The following is a 17,068-nucleotide window of genomic DNA, read 5'->3' as shown; positions in this document are numbered from 1 at the left end:
CTTCCTCTACAGACCGTATAACAGATTGTTACAAAAAGAAACACCTGAAACAAAATTCACAGCATTTTCTTTGGAACCAACCGAAACAATCTTCACATCTGTAACATCATTCACGCGCCGCATAGATGATTCTGCCGCAATATCCCGACAAATCCTCTAGTTTCATCCAGGTATCACCACACAGCACACCGTTGACTGCGTTTATGCATAGGAGAACACACAACAAGGAAGCTGACTTAACTGCGCACAGATTCCTTCCCCGCCCGAACACGCCTTCCACTGTTCACCCGCAAACGCACCAGCACCCTATGCCCTACCCCGCTACACCTTCCCAATCCCGCATTTCGCCGTCACACCCCGAAAACCCTGCCCTTGTTCACACCCGCCACCTTTCGCGGCTATCTCACTCTCCCACCTACTCACTTCCCGCTCATTCACTTTCCCAGCTCATCGCACCCAGCGCACCCTCCCGCCCACAACGTCCACCACCTGATCCCCCTTTACTTTTTCCGCACACACTCTCTATGCTCATACGCATGACGCGATACGGGGAACGAATGCTGTGCGGGCGCGCATCCGCCTAACGATGCCGCCCGTGCCAACCACATCGCATCAAATACGAACAACCTGAGAGAACAGCATGACTTCCCCACATACTCCATACCCACATCCGCCCTACCTCGTCGGCTATCCGCCACTCACTCCAGTTACTGACGCCGCACCCGTTGCCGATTACGACGTCGGCTATCGACCTGCGGATTCCACTGCCCCAATACCAGCAACAGGCGCATGGCGCACGGGCGATCCCCCTGGCGAGCGGCAGTTTCAATCCCTCGGTGATCTCCCGTTAGAGCGCGGCGGGGTCCTGCCACAGATCCAACTCGCCTACGAAACCTGGGGGACGCTTGCCCCCGACGGATCCAATGCAATCCTGCTCTGCCACGCCCTCACCGGCGATTCCCATGCCACATCTCGTAACGGTAGTAGCGGCTGGTGGGCGGATATCGTCGGCCCAGGAAAAGCCCTCGATACTAACCGCTGGTTCGTGGTATGCCCCAACGTATTAGGCGGTTGCCAGGGATCAACCGGGCCCTCCTCTGCCGCGCCAGACGGAAAACCCTGGGGATCACGATTTCCTGAGTTAACTATTCGTGATATGTGTGCGGCAGAAGCACGCCTTGCCGACGCATTAGGCATTACACAGTGGGCGCTCGTTGCCGGCGCCTCTTTCGGTGGAAATCGCGTCATGGAATGGGCCGCGTCATATCCAAATCGCCTTCGCGCTATCGCGGTTCTCGTCTCTGCCGCTGCCACCAGCGCAGAACAGATCGCCTACGGGCACAGCCAGATTGCCGCAATCCAACTTGACCCGCACTTCCATTCAGGTAACTACTACACCGCTCCTGACGGATATGGACCCCACCGCGGATTAGGGCTTGCTCGCGAACTCGCCCATATCACCTACCGTTGCGATACCGAATTGGAGCACCGCTTCGGTCGGATCCCCCAAGGGAACGAAGATCCGCTCAATGGCGGGCGCTACAGCGTCGTATCATATTTGGAACATCACGGGGATAAACTTGCCCGACGTTTCGACGCCAATTCTTATATCGCTATCACCCAAGCCTGGATAACACACGATATTGGGCGGGGACGTGGGGGCACTCGCGCCGTCTTAAACTCATTGGCTATGCCGGCATTAGTTGTCGCTGTAGATACAGATCGGCTCTTTTATCCGCGAGACGTCGCCGCTCTCGCACGTTCCCTTTCCGGCCCAACGACTTTTGCCACAGTCAGATCTCAATACGGGCACGACGGATTCCTGATCGAAAACGACCAAGTGGGGAATATTTTGCGTGAGTTTCTGGATAACCAGATCGCCGACTCCGCTCAGCTCGAACAATCTGCCGAGGATAGCGAAAAATAGAACATATCACCTGAGGCATTGGCTATAGCAATGTGACATGCCCAAAGGAACGAAACAATAAGCCAAACTAGCCGATATAGGCAAGGCGCGCCCTGCTCGCCGGCGTACTACAACGCGATCCATAACGCACCGGAGGAGCCACCACGCACCAGCAGCCATGCCGTAGTGCCAGTTATGCCGACGGCCAATGCCATTCACATCGGCAGTGCGATCTGCTACACAATACATTCCAGCAGAACGCGGGTTACGCCTCTCCTAAGCATCGACCATCTGGCAGATGCCACAACCGCCACCCATCTGCAGTCTCACACCCCGAGGCTTGCCGCGCAGCCTGGGTAGGATCAGCGAAAATCCCCACCCCAGCAATCTCAATCAGACCATCAGCACGCAGGGTGGCATTGAGTCGAGAACGTTTACGCCGAGAACGCCACGAAATATTGACTGCTCCCATCTCTCGAGCAATCCGAACCAATCGAGGATCAGCAGATACAGGGGTGTTAGCACCGCGTTGACCAGCGGGCGGCGGCATCGCGCCTATTGTTTTAGCTGCTGACGGGGAACTATCGGCACCACGCGCTTCAGGAGTGCTGGCAGAGGTTGCCGCATTGTGCGAAACCGAAGCCACATCCGCTTGCACCCCACGATCCGATACACCCAGCGGAATCGGGGAGACACCTGTATGCGACTCAGTTCTGGAAGCCCCCTGTTTCATTGCGCGAGCATCGTTTTGCTGCCCTGAGCGGTGATACAGATCGGGACGCCACCTATCGGAACGCAAAGCCGCATCCGCAACCGCTTGACTCGACGCATCGGAGGAAGAGCGTTCCGAATAAATCAGCGCTTCATCATGTGCTGGCGGCGCACTCATATCCCATAGCCGCTGCTCTACTCGGCGCGCTTCCGCCGCGAGCCGATCGTACAGCGTCGGCCCAATATCACGCGCAGGTATCTCTTCCCCAGAGAGAATATCCGCTCCCGAGCGCGAAATAACCTGGGAATCCTCGGACTCTTCCCGACTGTTATTGGGCTGTACCGGATGATACGCAGTTCGAGGATGAGCCCATCCGGTAATATTCCAAGCCTGAGATTCCGCTGCCTCCTGGTGGCTCTGTGCTCTCGGAGTTTCCACCGAGACGCGATCATGCCGCGAAGCTAAAGGCGTAGCGCTTCTGTGTGCAACGCGTTCATCTTGTGCGGTGCCCTCATTAACGCTACGCGATACCGACGAAGTAGCACCCGATTCTGACTCCGGCTGCGTCTCATATCGCCGAGCTGAGTCACGTCCTGAAACATTACCCGCCGGCTGAGCGTATATGTGCGCCTGCTCCTCCAGCAGCCTTTCACGGCTTGGAGCTGGTGGCGTGGAGCCAGACCTCACGCTTTCTGGGGTGACATCCGCAGTGACAGTGGCCGCCGCCTTTGCTGACTCCGGTACCGCTGGCGGATCATCAGTAGCACTAATCGGGGCGTGCGCTGCCACCTGATGCGAATACCCAGAACTTTGCGAATCAACAGTATCTGCTTGGCGAGCTACGCTGCGACGGCGGCGCATACCGAAACGACGTTCTTTCATCGTCGCCTCCTCAGACTCAGCAGATTCAATGACGTGACGATGGCTCGGAGCAGCCAACATTCCCCGAGTATCAAAATTCTCAGAGATCTCGACGAGTAAACCGTTGATTCCGTCATGGATAACGATGCGCCAGGCGTCAACTCCGACTCCACGCAGGGCAATTAATGGCCGATGAACACTTGGCTCAGCCTCCACAGCAAAAACAATTAACCGTGGACCTCGACGCGTTTGCGGTGGCGCACTATCAATGAACGTAGCGTAATCGGTAGAAAAGCTCTCCTCGCCGGCCGGATACATGCGAGCCAACGCTCCGCGAGTTAATTCGGCATGACGCCCTGCTCGGGCTAACGCACTGACGAAAGAATCCGCCGTCAAGATCCGCATGACTTCGACAGTGACCACATTTCCCGTCGGATCAATCGCGATAAGAGACTGGGAGGCATCGTTTTCCCACGTCACAGGGAATAAGGGACGCTCTAAAAAGTCAAGCGCTTGGGCACGAACCGCGCGCAACACATCGTCGCTCACTTCATGTGTAGCAGCAACCGGAGCAGCAACCAGCCGCCCGTTCTTCAATGCGAAGACCCCCACGTTCTCTCCCTTCCGTCTCCTAGGTTACCTGACATCTTATAAGGGCGTCCTCAGCTCTACGGCGCTCTTTTCATCCCGCAGTTGTATCTGTGGGTGCTATGGCGCATAACGAGCCAGATCAGCGGGTGTCGCCCACCGCAAATATCCGTTGTACGCCAATAGCGTGACAACTATTTCCCCTGCTCCCAGGCGAGTCACAGATACACGCCAGAAATCAGGAAATGCGAATAGCCAAAAATGTACGTACCTCAGGTGCGCACATCTCGTTTTATTGTGCGCACCTGAGGTACGTGAGTGCTCTACCTAGCCATTCCGGTATCTACTAGGGCACATATACCCTAAAGGGATACCAGCCGATAGCTAGTTATCGCTTCGCAGTTGACGCCTTAGAGCTTCGTTTCAAACTTACGCTCGTAGGTTGTCTCGTTTTCAATCGCAGCACGACCAGCTTCCAAGCGAGCAACCGGAACGCGGAACGGCGAACAGGAAACGTAGTTCAAGCCAATCTTTTCAAAGAAATGGATCGACGCCGGATCGCCACCGTGCTCTCCACATACGCCCATCTTCAGATCAGGCTTCGTGTAGCGACCACGCTGTACGCCCATATCCACCAACGCACCAACGCCACCAACGTCAATTGACTCAAAGGGGGAGATACCAAAGACGCCGTAATCGAAGTACTCGTTGAAGAACGTCCCTTCCACATCGTCACGCGAGAATCCCCAGGTCGTCTGGGTCAAATCATTCGTGCCGAAGGAGAAGAAGTCAGACTCCGCAGCAATCGTATCGGCCGAGATAGCCGCACGCGGAAGCTCGATCATATTGCCAATGGGCAGATCCAAGCTGATACCAGATTCCTCGGAAACCTCCTTGATGACGTCCAAGGCCAAATCGCGAACGATCTGCATTTCACGCACGCCACCGATAAGCGGAACCATAATCTCCGGACGCGGATCCTTGCCTTCCTTCTTCAGCAATACGCAGGCTTCCGCAATCGCTCGAACCTGCAGCTTAATCAAGCCTGGGATCTTCAAACCGAGGCGCACGCCACGCAGACCCAACATCGGGTTCTGCTCGTGATGCGACAACACAGCGGCAAGAATCTCCCGCTCGGACTCGCTGATCTCCTCGCCAGCAGCTTCCTTACGAGCCAATTCCACGGACAGCTTCGTCAGATCCGGCAAGAACTCGTGCAACGGCGGATCAATCAGTCGAACGGTAACTGGCAAACCATCCATTGCGCCAAAGATGCCGACGAAATCATCCCGCTGCAGCGGCAGTAGCGCGTCAAGTGCCTGAGCCTGAGCAGCCTCATCCTTGGCCAAAATCATCGCTTCGATGAGCTTGCGGCGATCGCCCAAGAACATGTGCTCGGTGCGGCACAAGCCAATGCCTTCCGCATCGAATTTACGTGCCAGCTCGGCATCCTCTGGATTATCCGCATTTGCCCGCACCCGCATCCGACGCTTCTCATCTGCGTGCTTCATGATGTTGTTAACCGCGTTGACCAGCTCGCGAGCATCATCGGAGTCAGCGGCAGCTAAGCCTGCCTCCAGCCCCTCAGCGAGGAAAGTCGTCACCGGCGAATCCGTCACCGGAACATCACCTTCAAAGATTTCGCCCGTCGTACCATCAATAGCGATCACATCACCGACGGCATATTCCTTGCCGGTGGACTTGACTTTCATCGTGCCGGCAACATCGTCAATCACTAAATCGTCAGCACCGACTACGCAGCAACGCCCCATACCGCGAGCAACCACAGCAGCGTGGGAGGTCTTGCCGCCGCGAGCGGTAAGAATACCCTCAGCTACCACCATGCCCTGCAGATCATCCGGATTGGTTTCGCGACGAACCAGGATCACCTTGCGACCTTCACGGGTACGCGCCACAGCCGTCTCGTTATCCATCACGATCTCACCGACCGCAGCGCCCGGCGACGCCGGCATACCGCGGGAAACTTTCACCTTATCGGCCTTAGGATCGAACTGCGGGAACAGCAGCGAGGTTAGCTGATCGCCCGTCACGCGAGTGACTGCCTCGTCATGGGTAATCAAGCGCTCATTGACTAGCTGGTCGGCGATACGGAATGCAGCCGCTGCAGTACGCTTACCCACACGGGTCTGCAACATCCACAACTTGCCGCGTTCAACCGTGAATTCAATATCGCACAGATCGCGGTAATGGGTTTCCAAACGATCCATAATGCCCGTCAGTTCGTCATACGACTTCTTATCGAGTTCTTCTAGCGCTGACAGCGGCAAAGTATTACGGATACCGGCGACAACGTCCTCACCTTGGGCGTTCTCCAGGTAATCACCGTACACGCCAGAACGGCCGGTGGAGGGATCGCGGGTGAAGCACACGCCCGTACCAGAACCAGCACCCATATTGCCAAAGACCATCGTCTGTACGTTGACTCCCGTGCCCAAATCATTCGGGATGTGCTCACGACGACGGTAGATGCGCGCGCGGTCAGTGTTCCAGGAGTTGAACACGGCTTCAACAGCCATATCGAGCTGCTGGCGCGGATCCTGCGGGAAGTCCTGACCCGTCTCTTCCTTGACGACCTTCTTGAATTCGTCAACGAGGTACTTCAGATCCTCCGTCGTCATATCCAGATCTCCGGAGTATCCCTTCTCTTCCTGGAGCTTGTGGAGCTTATCGGAGAACAGATCACCTTCAATATCCATGACCGTCTTGCCGAACATTTGAATCAGACGACGGTACGAATCCCAGGCGAAGCGCTCATCACCGGACTGCTCGCCCAAGCCCAGAACGGACTTGTCATTCAGACCGATGTTCAAAACAGTCTCCATCATGCCTGGCATGGAGAACTTAGCGCCGGAACGCACAGACATCAACAGCGGATCCTTCGCATCGCCTAGACGCTTGCCCATCTTGGCTTCCACACCGCGGATTGCAGCCGTCACCTGAACGCCAAGCTCATCGGGGCTAGCACCCTCATTGAGATAGACTCGGCAGGCTTCTGTGGTGATAGTGAATCCGGGAGGAACTGGCAGCCCGAGATTCGTCATCTCTGCCAGGTTCGCGCCCTTGCCACCGAGGAGGTCCTTTTGGTCCTTATTTCCCTCGGTGAAGTCATATACGTACTTCGTCATCTTCCCTCCGTTGGGATCGTTGATAGGAATAGTCTTTCCAGCATCTTTTCCATGCTAGGACTGTCTCCTAACCTACCACATTAGGCACTTAGACCCAGCACGCCATCACGGCAAAATAGACCCGAAATGTCACTAAAAAATACCTCTGGTGCGAACAGGGGTTTCTGTTCGCACCAGAGGTAGTACATCATCGCCCAGCACCAGCCCTTAACGGAAAGGGTTGGTGCCCGATGTTGATGATTAATTGAGGACTTCGTCAGCCAGTTGCAGATTCTTCAGATAGCCCTCGGCGCTCCACGCAGATCGACCGATAAACAAGCCACCTACCCCGTCAATCTGCAATAGCCACTGGTTATTCGCATGATTTACCGAACCGCCATACAGGATCGCCGCAACGCGCTGACCATAACGCGCGTCGAGAGCAGCAAAGGCGGCTGCTAAATCCTCTGGTTCTGGCTCGCGGCCATGCTCACCAATCGCCCAAATTGGCTCGTAAGCCAACAGAATCTGGGAGGTATCAGCAACCCCGTCTAGAGCCGCATCGATCTGCGCAGTGATGAACTCAATCGACCCTCCGCCCTGGAACACCTCCAGCGGCTCTCCAAAGCACACCAGCGGTCGCAGACCGTGCGCCAATGCAGCTTTGACTTTCAGATTCACCGTCTTATCGGTTTCCCCGAAGAATTCGCGCCGCTCTGAATGGCCCATTTCGATGAGCTGAGCACCGGCATCCTTGGCTTGGAGCATGGAGACTTCACCCGTCCAGGCGCCAGCGTCCTCCCAATGGGCGTTCTGCGCTCCTAACTGGATCGCACTATCTTCGCCAAGGATCTCGTGCACGGCGTTAATTGCGGTAAACGACGGGATGATGAAAGGCTGAATGTTCGGCAAATCTAACTGGGCATCGCGCAATGCCTGCGCATATTGGCGAGCGAAAGCCAATGTGCCGTTCATCTTCCACGACGTACCCACCCAGTACATGCTTAATCCTCCTCGTAGGAGCACATGACCTGAACTTTTTCAGCCGAGGCGGAGGACTCATCGAATTCGTAGTTGAAGAACTCCTTGGCCAGGCGACGTGCTAGTTCTTTGCCGATCACCCGTTCGCCCAGGCACAGCACTTGAGCGTTATTGGACAGCACAAGACGCTCTACTGAGAAAGAATCATGTGCCACTGACGCGCGAATACCTTTGACCTTATTCGCAGCCATGGCCACGCCCATGCCAGTACCACAGACGAATACGCCACGATCGGCTTTGCCTTCAGCAATCAACCGTGCACCGCGCACCGATACGTGCGGGTATGCCTCTGGATCGGTGGCGTCTACGCCCACGTCAATCACTTCATCAATGCGTGGATCTGCCTCCAGATCTGCTTTGATCGCTGCGCGGTATCCTGATCCAGCATTGTCGCTGGCGACGACTACTCGAAATCCCATTATTCTTTTCCTTTCTATCGCCCGCAGGCGACTACATTCTTCTGCGCGAGGGAGTGGCTCGCGATAGGCGGCGACGTGCTTGCTAGCGCGTAATCTGCTGATTTATTCCGCAATAAGATCCGGTACTGCTGACATCAACAAGGCAAAGGAGATTGCCCCGGGATCTGGAGTGCCGATTGATGCTTCTCCATGAGTGCGGGCCCGACCTTTACGAGCCAAAATCTCAGCGGTCGCCTCAGCCGCATCGGTGGCTTCTTGGGCTGCGGCACGCCAAATATCAGCCAAGGACGCGCTCGAATTAGCACGTTCTTCTAGCCCTTGAGCGAACGGAATAACTGCGTCAATCATGGTCTTATCCCCGATCTGCGCTCCACCCATCTCCTGAATAGCGCGCGCGCCAGCAACCACCGCAGCAATAATCTCTTCTCGGCTCGGAGTCTCTTGATCGCTCAGCCCAACAGCAATCCGGCCTAATGCGCCGCCCCACAGAGCTCCGGAGGTGCCGCCCGCCCCTTCTGACCATGCTGCTCCGGCTCGCGCGAGCAGAGTGCGCGCACCGGCGCTAGCCGCCACACATTCGCGAGCTGCTTTGGCCGCTGCCGTCGTTCCTAAGGTCATACCCTGACCGTGGTCACCATCGCCAGCAATCGCATCGATCTTGCCTAACATCGGCTCAGCCTCGCGGGCACTGCGTTCAAAGACATCGAGGATTTCGGCAATCTTCTCCGCAAAAGCTGCGGAATCTGCTGATCCTGCGGGAATTTCTTCGTCTTCTTCAGCGCGAACGACTCGCTTTTGTTGGCTGTGCTCAACGACCCCACGGCGCAAGGCCGGAGTATCGCAACCGGCAAGCCACAATTCTTCTAGCTCCTCATCAAGGAAGCACAGCGTCAAGGAGACTCCAGCCATATCCAAACTGGTCACTTGTTCATCCACAATTGGACCAACCGGCGTCAGACCGCGTTCTTCCAGGAGCTGTGCCACCGTGCCGTACAGGACGAAGAGCTCCTCGTACTTCGTCGCGCCCAAACCGTTAACCAAAACGCCAACGCGCCCGGCGTAGTTCTCGTCGCGCGCCGGCTCTTCGGCCAATATCTTATCGACTAACATGGTGGCAATATCTCGAGCAGAGGCCATCTCATGGCTGGAAATCCCCTGCTCGCCATGAATACCTAGACCTAAGCCAAAGGTTCCCGATTCCACCGTGAACAGTGGTTCACTCGCACCCGGCAAGGTACATCCGGTGAATGCCACGCCCAAGGTTCGCGTCCGGGCATTTGCTTTTCGGGCGAGTGCTTCTACCTCGTCAAGGGATTTTCCAGCCGCCGCCGCCGCGCCGGCCACCTTCACAACGAAGAGATCACCGGCAATACCTCGACGATCGTCGTGCTTATCTGGAGTATTCGAGGCAATATCGTCGGAGATTGGGACGATACGAACGTCCATTCCCTCCGCGCGAAGCTGCTGGGCGCCATTGCCAAAGTGCAGAACATCGCCAGCGTAGTTGCCGAATAACAGCAGCGTTCCCCCACCATTATCGGCTGCCCGCACCACGGAGGTTACTTGCGAGGCCGACGGGGAGGCAAAGATATTTCCACATACGGAACCGTGGGCAATACCGCTGCCCACCCAGCCAGCGAAGGCCGGATAATGGCCCGAGCCTCCGCCAACTACGACGGATACTTCGCCGTGTGGGCTTGCGCTAGCTCGCACCACTCCGCCGTGGACCGGCTGAACATACTCGGGAAATGCAGCCACAAAGCCTCGCAGGCTATCGGCCGCAAATTCTTCAGGATTATTCACTAAATACGTCATCGTTGCTCCATTGCAGCTCATGATTCAGAATGGCGGCAGCTCACTCTATAGAAGATCCTATAACATATAGGGCTCGCGTTCTAGGCTCTTTGGGTAGTTCGCCGGAGCTGATCTGCAACGCTCCGGGTGGCGAATAGATCTTCCCCATTCGCCACCCGACACACGTTTAGAGACGCCTTTTACTACCCATTCACCAAAGATTAAGCACGCGGCGATCAAACTGTGCTTGCGGCTCTTCATTAGCCACTTCACTCACGCACTCGCCCATTGCCGTGCTGCCGCATGGCCACACGAGAAACATTGCAGCACAGCAACACGCCTCGCTCTTCGGTGACGAGTAATCGTTACTATCGTTCGATCTTGTCAATCTCCAACATCTTGGCCAAAACCACATCAAGATCGTCGTCATTAAAGACTTCGCGCCAATTCTCTTTAATGATTCGCTCGCGGCCATACTCCATAGCCAACAAGCAAGCATCAGAGAACGGATTAGAGCCACGCAGCGCGTTCGTCAAAGCAATGTAGACGTGCCCAAAGAACATCGCCTCCACCGATTCCGGCTTCATATCCGTCACTTCAACGGTGTAATCCATGACGTCCTTGAGGAACTGACCGATCATGCACCCAATCGTCTCGTTCAGCGTCGGCTCCAGGACAGCCAAGTCATGAACTGACTCCCAATGCACCTTGATGACCGGCGCAAACATATTGGCGACGACTTCCTCGCCTACTGGCTTCCACTTCTCCGACTCGGTATGCATTGCGGCAAGCACATGCTGCGGAGCGGCAATACCACCGAAGGTATCCGCATACTCTTCGTCCGTCTTGCGCTCTAAGAACACTGACGGGTGCGCCGGATGGCAGACGATGTACGTCAAATCCTCACGAATGAAGAGCTGATTGGCATAAGCGGCTGCCGGATCAAGCGTCAGCACAACCGAATCTGGCTTTTGCAGGGGAACGATCTGCTCAGTGATCGTCTTTAGCGCGCGATCTGGCACGGCGTAGACAACCACATCAGCATCCTTGACCGCTTCTTCCGTGGGGGTGATGGGACGACCGGCTTCCTCCGAACGCTTTGCCGCCGCTTCGGATGCCTCACAGAAATAGACCGTGTATTCCGGATGACGAGCCAGATTTGGCGAGACGCGCATGCCCATCTTACCGCCGGCGCCGATGACTGCGATTGTGAGCTGGGTGGTCATGTTAATTACTCCTTATATGTGTATGGGTAAAATTGGAAAGGGTGCACACCGTAGCGTGCGGCACAGAGAAAACAGCGCGGGGAACATCTTCGTTACCGCCGCATCCACCTTCCCTGTGGAAAGTTATGACGAGCAGTTTGACTCCTCGTAGTTCTTCGCATGTTTCTTAATGACGTCAACCGCATGAGCCGTCCACTCACGTTCGCGCGCAATCGTGGTATCGGGATCTCCTTGCCATACGAGCCAGTGTTCAACGATCTGGCTCATCTGACGCTCAATAGGTCGCACTGCAGCTAATTCAGCCGCATAGTCAAGCAATCCTTCGCCCATCTTTGCTCCGGCATAGGTGAATCCCACCCATCCGGCCTGCCGCGAAAAAGCGAAGTCTTTGACGTGCAAATTGAGAGTGTATGGGGCACAGCGCTCAATCACATCTTTAGGATGCTCTAAGGCTGCTACACAATTCGCCGGATCTAAAGCGATTCCCACACGCGGATGGTCAATGCGCCGAATAATATCGACGAGTTGCTCCGTCGGTAGTTGTTCGTAGGTTTCAAACGCTAGATCGACTTTTAGCTCTTCAAGCCGTGGAAGAATGGAGCGAACGTGCTCAACAACTTCATCGGCGGTAGGCATCCCTGACCCGACTTGGATCATTGACCGCAATACCCGCGCGTCAAGCTGAGCAGCCATATCGAGATAGGTGTTGAGGTGATCGCGGTGTGCGCCTCGAGTACCCAACTCCAGCTCTACCCCATGAGCAGCACTGTAGTCCCGCAGCTCTTCCAAATGTTCTGCAGTGTAGGTTTCGATGACGGGATAGTCACAGATTTGAAAGACGTTGCAGCCGAGTTCTGCCGTTCGGTCAATCATCCCGGGCAAGGTGATCGGGTTTGGGACACGATCAGAACATTCCCAGAACAAAGCATAGGTTCCAATTCCAATACGCATTGACACCTCCATTGGTGATCGTTGTGCGTCGTTCTCGTCCAGTATGGCGCGATCAGAATAATTGGTCAACCAATATTAGCAGATATGACTCACATCACATTAAGGCTGCGTTTTCATCGATTCTAGATCGCATTTATCCTAGTAATACTAGGGAAAACAGCGGGGCGCCTTAGAACAGGACAACTTCTCCCTCAGCTATTTTACCGCCCCTCCACCTTATCCAATATCCTATTTTTTCACAAACTCTTCAATTTCGGTTGACCAACTTAAGTAATCAGGTCATACTGGTACACAAGTCGTAGGACTTCCGGCCACGTCACGGGCGACACAGCCGGCACGTAGAGCGCAATGGAGCGCTCGAAACAAGAATGTGAGACAACATTGAGCACGACATATCTCATAGCTGTAGCCATCATTGCGATCGCCTCACTGCTATTACTCGTCATGAAATTTAAATGGCCGGCTTTCGTTGCCTTGATTGCCGTGTCCATCGCAACCGGCCTCGCAGCCGGTATCCCCACCGAAGAAGTTATTGGCACTGCCGTTGCCGGCATGGGCGGCACCCTCGGCTCCGTTGCCATTCTCGTCGGACTTGGTGCCATGCTAGGCGGCGCTATCGAAAAATCAGGTGGCGCTGAGGTTATCACCGAAGCCTTCTCGCGAAAGTTTGGTCGCGAGCGCATCGGTGTCGCCCTCCTCGTCGCCTCAGCATTCGTCGCTATCCCCATCTTCTTCGACGTCGGCTTCATTATTTTGGTGCCGATCATCTTCTCCTTCGCTAAAGCAGCCGGATACCACTCCCCTGCTATCATCGGCATGCCGGTAGCCGTCCTTATGGTGTTTATCCATAACTGCGTTCCGCCACACCCTGGCATCGTCGGAACAACCGCCCTCCTACACGGCAGCCTGGGAATGGTGACCATCGTGGGATTAATCCTCAGCATTCCGGTTGGCTTCGCCGTTCACTTCCTGTTTAAGCGGATCAATAAGCAGGAATTCGCCATGACCCCCGAGGTTGAGCTGCGCTATCAAGAAACCCTTGAGGCCGATCCCGAACACCCACGGGCAACCCTCACCCTTGAGGATGGAACCGTCGTTCGCCGCCCCAGCGCAGGGCTGGTCATCTTCTCTATTTTGCTACCTATCGCGATGATTACCTGCGGCACGATTGGCGCGCTTATCTTCGACAAAGGCAGCATCGGCTACAAGACCACGCAATTCCTGGGCTCATCGCAATTCGCCTTGCTGTTCTCCACTATTTTGGCGTTCTATCTGCTCGGCGTAGCACGCGGATTCTCCACCGCAACGATCTCCAAACTCATGGATGATGCTGTTGGGCCGGCTGCTATCGTCATCTTGGTAACTGGAGCTGGCGGCGTCTTTGCCAAAGTTCTCACTGAATCAGGGGTTGGCAAGGCAGTATCAGACCTCCTACTATCAACTGGCCTACCGATTTTCTTCCTCGCCTTCTTGATTGCGACCGTATTTAAGGTTGCTCAGGGTTCAGGGACGGTGGCCTCCCTGGCGGCGGCTGGCTTAGTCCAAGATGCCGTTCTTCAAGGCGGATACTCTCAGATCCAGGTTGCCCTCATCCTGGCAGCCATCGGTATGGGATCAGTTGCGCTATCTCATATCAACGATTCTGGCTTCTGGATTGCAACGAAGTTCATGGGACTATCCGTTCGCGACGGATTGCGCACCTGGTCGGTGGGCGCCACCGTCGGTGGATGGCTCGGCATGATCATCATCTCGATCCTCTGGCTGATCGCCTAACGTCATCCACGAGCATAACCGCTGCTCTGCCCAGCGTATTCCAACGCGCAGAGCAGCGGTTATGTATCTAACCCAAAAGCCGTAGTGGTATTCACATCACATAATCCCCCCGATTCGCCCGGAGCGCGTTATGTTAAATGGCATGGCAGAAAACGGCTACATTCGCAGGCTGACTCGAGAAAAGGGCATTGCTGCCCCGTTGAATCTGACGGTGAACTCTTCCTCAGAGGCAGCAGAAACCGCGCAGCTCATTTTGGTGCGCATCACCTCCGGGGAGTATCTGCCTGGGGATCGCCTCCCTGCCGAGCGAACCATTGCCGAGGAGCTACATACCAGCCGCACTAACGTGCGCGAAGCCTTGAGCGTATTAGAGATTCTTGGCCTCGTCGAGATTATGCCAGGCTCTGGCGCCTACGTTCGATCCGGTGGCGCCGACTTGTTCTCCGATTCTCTCCAATGGACGCTACTCCTCAGCAGCGCCGACTATCCGAACCTGCTGCGTATTCGCTCCGTTCTAGAAATTCTCGCCGTCCAACAGGCAGCCGAGCACCTCGCACAGGATCCTCGCCCTTTGCGCTCTTTGCGTCGGCTACGCGACAGCCTGGAATCGCAAGAGGAACACCTGAGCAACGAGGATATGACGAACTTCGTCACCGCCGACGCCGCATTCCATATTGAAATCGGGACGCTATCGCAGAACCCAACACTCAACAATTTACTTTCCACCCTGCGTCGGCTACTGCAAATCTGGATTCAAAATCAGGTTGATTCCGTTGCCGCCATGCAAGTGGCATACGACGAACATTTGCGGGTCTACCGCGCATTAAGTTCTTCTGATCCACTCAGTGCAGTACAGGTTATGCGCGAACATATGAACTCGGCAAATGAACGTCTCCTTGCCGCAAACGCCAGCAAAGATTAGCCGCGGCGGATACTGGGAACTGATACTGGGATACTAATACTGGCTTGCTCTCCTCTGCTCCTGGCGGCCATAGCGCTACACCGCAAGACCATCCGCGAGCAATGCAGCTTCAATTATTCAATTACGCACGCAAACACACCAGCACCCAAGCAGCATACGGGCGGTTTATCTACTTCAGATTTCCGCCGATCACCACGAAACCGAATTGCCACCTCAAAGCAGCTAACCACCCCCGCACAGCACCCTATAAGCAAAGTGTTAAGTTCTCACCCTTCCTATTCCAACTGACCTACCTACGAAAAGTGCTTTTACCCCTCGGCACTTTCCCGAATAACATCCACAGAAAACGACTCTGATCGGCAGTTATATAGAGCAACGATCATTAGCAGATCAGGTATGACGTGCAATACTGCCAGGAATGTTTGCTCACACAGTGCGTGTTAACTCTATAGACTTAACACGCAGCACATAGCGCTGCACACAGATAAGTCGCATAATGTCAATATCTTCAATTTGGTTATCCGGTGGGAGGATACATGCTAGAACGCAAAGCCCTACGCGACGGCGTCTCCTCTGCAATTTTAGATCTCCTCGTCTCAGGTCACTTCGGTCCAGGTGACTCGCTGAGTATTGAGGGTCTCGCAAAACGCTTCGGCGTCTCTCCCACTCCAGTCCGAGAAGCTCTGGCCGAGCTAGAACACACCGGCTTAGTAACACGCGCCGCCCTCAAGGGATACCGCGTCGCACCGCCCATTACTGCCGAGCAAATCCGTCAGTTAGTGGATGTGCGTATCATCCTAGAAGTTTCTGCACTAGAACGCGCGTACCCACACCGTGCAGACATGCGCGACCGCCTTCTGACCACCCTCGAATCGCACCGGCGCGCCGCCCAAGATCTGCTGGCCGCCCACGACGGCGATACCTTGCCCTCTTACAAAGCATATTTCGCCGAGGATTGGGGCTTACATCAGGTATTCCTTGACTACTGCGACAATCAATACCTATCTGATATGACGAATTCTTTGTCATTTAATATGCATCGCATGCGCCAAGCCGTCGGTACGAACACCACCGACGCTGAAGACGCAGTGCGGGAGCACGAGGCTGTCGTTGAAGCTTTCCTCAACGGTTCACTCGAAGAGGCAAAAGCTGCACTGGTCACCCACCTACGCGGAGTTCTCGAACGTTCAGTTTCTGACGTGGAAAAGGCACATCCGGAGGCTGGCACGCGCAAATAATTGCGCGCATCGATAGTAGCCCAGTATCTAGCAACGCCGATAGCGATCCAGAAATATGCCGCGTCCTAGCTGCGTTCCATCGGCGTATTCGCCGACCTGCCGCATAGTAGCGCCCAGCCCCCATCACAGCTACGCACCGCCCCTCTTAAAAGCGTGCCATCTGAGGCTAGCGGCGGTAATACCCGCAGCTAAACCCATAACCTCGGGGTATTAGGCAAAATGTGTGGGCGGAATGTAACCCTGGCTATGTTCTAGTGCGGCAAGCTCTCAGCACATCTTAGTAACCATACATGACAGAAAGAATTAGCTTTGACCACCGCAAAACATTGAGAAGATACTGCCGTGCAAGAGGTGATAGGTAGCGCAGGACCGCTCGCCGACGCTGAGGTCCGTCGGTTTTCCTCAGCTTTTACTGTTATGGCACATCCTGCTTGCCGCCGAAAGGCATGTGAGGCACGGGAACATACCTATGCACCTACGGTAGCGGCACGTTATTTATGGCGAATACCAAT

General features: G+C 55.3%; 11 protein-coding genes. 4 read left to right on the top strand and 7 right to left on the bottom strand.

Features of this window, described 5'->3' with window-relative positions; genetic code table 11:
* Positions 1-640: 640 nt before the first annotated feature.
* Positions 641-1,927 carry a homoserine O-acetyltransferase gene (locus ACLHIJ_RS05465; protein WP_411296518.1) on the top strand — a complete coding sequence of 429 codons (1,287 nt, stop codon included), beginning with the start codon at positions 641-643 and terminating at the stop codon, positions 1,925-1,927.
* Positions 1,928-2,171: 244 nt separating this feature from the next.
* Here the strand turns inward: ACLHIJ_RS05465 and ACLHIJ_RS05460 are convergent, their stop codons facing one another.
* The 7 genes from ACLHIJ_RS05460 to ACLHIJ_RS05430 form a co-directional block, all read right to left on the bottom strand.
* Positions 2,172-4,091, bottom strand: a complete 1,920-nt coding sequence (locus tag ACLHIJ_RS05460) for a hypothetical protein (RefSeq protein ID WP_411298617.1) — start codon at positions 4,089-4,091, stop codon at positions 2,172-2,174.
* A gap of 386 nt (positions 4,092-4,477) precedes the next feature.
* Positions 4,478-7,213 (bottom strand): pyruvate, phosphate dikinase, encoded by a 2,736-nt coding sequence (gene ppdK, locus ACLHIJ_RS05455; protein ID WP_411298615.1) that lies wholly within the window; start codon positions 7,211-7,213, stop codon positions 4,478-4,480.
* Positions 7,214-7,453: 240 nt separating this feature from the next.
* Positions 7,454-8,194 carry a triose-phosphate isomerase gene (locus ACLHIJ_RS05450; RefSeq protein ID WP_411296521.1) on the bottom strand — a complete coding sequence of 247 codons (741 nt, stop codon included), beginning with the start codon at positions 8,192-8,194 and terminating at the stop codon, positions 7,454-7,456.
* A gap of 2 nt (positions 8,195-8,196) precedes the next feature.
* Positions 8,197-8,652 carry a ribose-5-phosphate isomerase gene (locus ACLHIJ_RS05445; protein WP_411298613.1) on the bottom strand — a complete coding sequence of 152 codons (456 nt, stop codon included), beginning with the start codon at positions 8,650-8,652 and terminating at the stop codon, positions 8,197-8,199.
* 102 nt (positions 8,653-8,754) lie between these two features.
* Entirely contained in the window at positions 8,755-10,467 is a 1,713-nt protein-coding gene (locus tag ACLHIJ_RS05440; protein ID WP_411298612.1) for a dihydroxyacetone kinase family protein, read from the bottom strand.
* Positions 10,468-10,814: 347 nt separating this feature from the next.
* Positions 10,815-11,672 (bottom strand): phosphogluconate dehydrogenase C-terminal domain-containing protein, encoded by an 858-nt coding sequence (locus ACLHIJ_RS05435; RefSeq protein WP_411296524.1) that lies wholly within the window; start codon positions 11,670-11,672, stop codon positions 10,815-10,817.
* Between the two features lie 123 nt (positions 11,673-11,795).
* Positions 11,796-12,623 (bottom strand): sugar phosphate isomerase/epimerase family protein, encoded by an 828-nt coding sequence (locus ACLHIJ_RS05430; RefSeq protein WP_411298611.1) that lies wholly within the window; start codon positions 12,621-12,623, stop codon positions 11,796-11,798.
* Positions 12,624-12,971: 348 nt separating this feature from the next.
* Here ACLHIJ_RS05430 and ACLHIJ_RS05425 point away from each other — a divergent pair, with 348 nt between their 5' ends.
* The 3 genes from ACLHIJ_RS05425 to ACLHIJ_RS05415 all read left to right on the top strand — a co-directional run bounded on the left by ACLHIJ_RS05425 (position 12,972) and on the right by ACLHIJ_RS05415 (position 16,556).
* Entirely contained in the window at positions 12,972-14,396 is a 1,425-nt protein-coding gene (locus tag ACLHIJ_RS05425) for a gluconate:H+ symporter (protein ID WP_411298610.1), read from the top strand.
* A gap of 142 nt (positions 14,397-14,538) precedes the next feature.
* On the top strand, positions 14,539-15,318 hold the full coding sequence (locus tag ACLHIJ_RS05420; protein ID WP_411298609.1) for a FadR/GntR family transcriptional regulator: 780 nt from the start codon (positions 14,539-14,541) through the stop codon (positions 15,316-15,318).
* Positions 15,319-15,854: 536 nt separating this feature from the next.
* Entirely contained in the window at positions 15,855-16,556 is a 702-nt protein-coding gene (locus ACLHIJ_RS05415; RefSeq protein WP_411296528.1) for a GntR family transcriptional regulator, read from the top strand.
* Positions 16,557-17,068: the final 512 nt, after the last annotated feature.

This window comes from Trueperella sp. LYQ141 (assembly GCF_046599555.1).
In the GTDB taxonomy this organism is placed as follows: Bacteria; Actinomycetota; Actinomycetes; order Actinomycetales; family Actinomycetaceae; genus Trueperella.
This window is presented reverse-complemented; position numbering and strand designations above follow the sequence as displayed.